Source organism: Halomonas sp. 3A7M (genome assembly GCF_014897875.1).
Taxonomy (GTDB): Bacteria; Pseudomonadota; Gammaproteobacteria; order Pseudomonadales; family Halomonadaceae; genus Vreelandella.
In genome coordinates this window covers 1-3183 of record NZ_JABUZD010000059.1, presented here as the reverse complement: position 1 = coordinate 3183, position 3183 = coordinate 1, and the positions used below count along the sequence as shown (strand labels likewise).

3 protein-coding genes and 1 pseudogene are annotated in these 3183 nt (G+C 49.5%); all 4 read left to right on the top strand.

Annotation, left to right across the window (positions count from 1 at the left end; genetic code table 11):
- Positions 1–41 precede the first annotated feature (41 nt).
- Positions 42–1157 (top strand): annotated as a pseudogene (locus INT19_RS05015) (TrkH family potassium uptake protein); the annotation flags it as partial.
- Positions 1158–1168: 11 nt separating this feature from the next.
- A complete protein-coding gene (locus INT19_RS05010; protein WP_193059943.1) occupies positions 1169–2263 on the top strand; it encodes an ATP-binding protein in 1095 nt (364 codons plus the stop codon).
- Positions 2253–2984, top strand: a complete 732-nt coding sequence (locus INT19_RS05005; protein WP_193059942.1) for a response regulator — start codon at positions 2253–2255, stop codon at positions 2982–2984. The genes INT19_RS05010 and INT19_RS05005 overlap by 11 nt, the downstream gene beginning before the upstream one ends.
- Positions 2981–3183: NAD-binding protein (locus INT19_RS05000; RefSeq protein ID WP_193059941.1), on the top strand; the 203-nt coding region annotated here is incomplete at its 3' end. The genes INT19_RS05005 and INT19_RS05000, both read left to right, overlap by 4 nt.

Here is a 3183-nt window from a genome sequence, read left to right as displayed (position 1 = left end):
TCCTACATACATTATGCACGAAAACTTTCGGTTAGGCACTTACCGGTTCCACCATTTTAACGGGGATCGAAGAGTTATCCGACGGATTAAAGCTGTGGCGAGGCTTAATGCAGTGGATGGGTGGCATCGGCATTATCGTCATGGGCATCGCTATTCTGCCGTTTCTTAAAGTAGGCGGCATGCGGCTATTTCACACTGAATCTTCGGATTGGTCCGATAAAGTAATGCCTCGTACGGGAGGTATTGCAAAAGCAACGCTAACTATCTACGTGGCGCTGACACTACTGGCCATGTTGAGCTATTGGGTCGGTGGAATGCTGCCACTAGATGCCGTGGTTCACGGGATGACATCACTGGCGACCGGTGGCTTTGCCAACTCTGACGCATCGTTTGGTGCCTACGCTGAGCAACCGTGGTTGGTATGGATGGGTAGCCTTTTTATGCTGAGTGGCGCGCTACCCTTTGTCTTATATATTCGCTTTATTCGTACCTCCCGCAGCGCCCTGTGGAAAGACCAACAGGTGCGTGGTTTGTTAAAACTCCTGCTAGCAGCAATTTTAGTTCTTAGCACATGGCGCGTTTTACAAGGCGATGATTGGTTTGTCTCGCTCACCCACGTCACGTTTAACGTCATTTCAGTTGTAACCACCACTGGCTATGCATCCGACGACTATACGCTGTGGGGTTCATTACCCATCGCGGCGTTCTTCTATCTTACGTTTATAGGTGGCTGTAGCGGCTCTACCAGCGGTGGTATGAAAGTTTTCCGGTTCCAAATCGCTATGCTGATGCTGCGTAATCAGTTGCGCTACCTGATTCACGCTAATGGTGTTTTCACAACGCGCTATAATCAGCAGCCGGTGACCAACGATATTTCCCGTAGCGTAGTGGCCTTCTCTTTCTTCTTTTTTATCACGATTGCAGTGCTTGCCTTAAGCCTTTCAGCATTGGGACTGGACTTAGTCACTGCCCTTTCCGGTGCGGCCACTGCGGTGGCGAATGTAGGCCCGGGTCTCGGTGACACCATTGGCCCGGCAGGTAACTTTGCAACACTACCCGATGCCGCTAAATGGCTACTGTGCCTTGGCATGTTAATGGGCCGCCTGGAAATTTTAACGGTCGTGGTGCTGCTCACACCGATGTTCTGGCGACGTTGAGGACTCTTTTCATGTCACTTTCCCTGCGCTTACCCAACCTTCACGAGCTTCTAACAGTTGTAGTGAGCAATTCCGTTGCCTTAGCCATCGCTTGTTGGTTGCATGAATGGTTGGCTCTGGCTAACCTCTCCTTGATCTTTCTAACCGCTGTATTAGCCTGCGCTATACTAACTAGTAGCTATGCAGCGCTTCTCAGTGCAGTTGTTAGTTTTATTACGTTTAATTTCTTTTTTACTACGCCTTACTTTTCTCTCGCGGTATATGAACGTGAGCAGCTGTTAACACTGCTGTTCTTCCTACTTATCGCGTTAGTGGTTGGCAAGACTGCAGGCGATAGTCGTAAACGCATGCTGGCACTCAACGCATCCCGGCTTGCCGAAGAACAAGAGCGGCTGCGTTCTGCTTTGTTAGCCTCTGTTTCTCACGACCTTCGCACCCCACTAGCGTCTATTATTGGGGCCACTAGCTCGCTTCGTACTCTAGACGAGCAATTAAGCCGACAAGATCGATTTGAATTATTAGACGGCGTGCTAAGTGAAAGCGAACGATTGAACCGCTACATTCAAAACCTGTTGGATATGACCCGACTAGGTCATGGTGAATTAGCCATTGAACGTGACTGGGTAGCTTTTGATGACCTAGTCACCTCGGCCATCAAGCGCCTAGCAAACACGTTGGTTCATTTAAAAATTGAACAGCAGTGGGCAACAGATACGCTGCCGTTGCTCTATGTTAATCCCGCTCTGATCGAGCAAGCTTTAGTTAACGTGATAGAAAATGCCGCACGTTTTTCGCCTTGCAACGGTGTCATCAATATTGCAGCCGCCGAAAGTGATGATGGACAAACGCTCCTGTTTTCAGTGACCGACCAAGGCCCTGGCATTCCGCCAGAAATGCGCGCACAAGTATTCGAAATGTTTTTTACGGGTAATCAAGGTGACCGAAGCTTACATGGAAGTGGGTTAGGGCTGGCAATTTGCCGAGGGATGCTAGGCGCCCATCAAGGCAAGGTTTATGCAGAGACAGGGCCAAATGGTATAGGCACCCAAATTATCATGATCCTGCCCCTTGCTACCGAAAACCAGGAGCCAATCTATGACGCTTGAGCGACCAAAGGTGCTAGTGATTGAGGACGAACCTCACATCCGTCAATTTTTGCGCATCAGCTTAAGCTCTCAAGGATTTCAAATCATTGAAGCTGACACAGGACAGGCAGGTATAAGAGCGCTAGTAACTTCAGAAAAAAGCGCCATAACTGGTGTTGATCTTGTGTTACTAGACCTCGGCTTACCCGATATGGACGGCCAACAAGTACTTGACGAAATACGCTGCCAAAGTGAGGTGCCGATCATCGTGGTTTCAGTAAGGGGTAACGAAACTGAAAAAGTAAGAGCTCTCGACAATGGAGCCAACGACTATGTGACCAAACCCTTTGGCATCCAAGAGCTCTTGGCACGTATCCGCGCATTACTGCGTAGGAGAGAGCTGAATACGACGCCCCACCGTTACCACTACGGTAACTTAACCGTTGATGTATCAGCACACGTTGTTACGCTAAATGACCATATAATCCACCTAACACCTAAAGAGTTCTCAGTCCTGACTCTGCTGATAAGTCACGCCGGCCGATTGGTCACACAGACACACCTATTACGCGATATTTGGGGTCCTACTCATCAAGAAGATACCCATTATCTGCGCATCGTCGTTAGCAAACTTCGTCAAAAACTAGGCGACAACCCTCAATCACCTTCGTTACTGCAAACCGAGCAGGGCATTGGCTATCGATTATGTGTTGACTTAGATCGTAAGGAACATCAGCAATGAAAATCATTATTTTGGGTGCCGGCCAAGTTGGTGCCACCCTGGCGGAGCACCTTGCCCGCGAAGAGAATGACATCACCGTTGTCGATACCGACGGCGCAAAACTGCGCGAACTGCACACCAAACTGGATATCCGCACCGTGACGGGCTCGGCGTCATATCCCATTGTGCTGCGTCAGGCGGGCTGTGAAGACGCCGATAT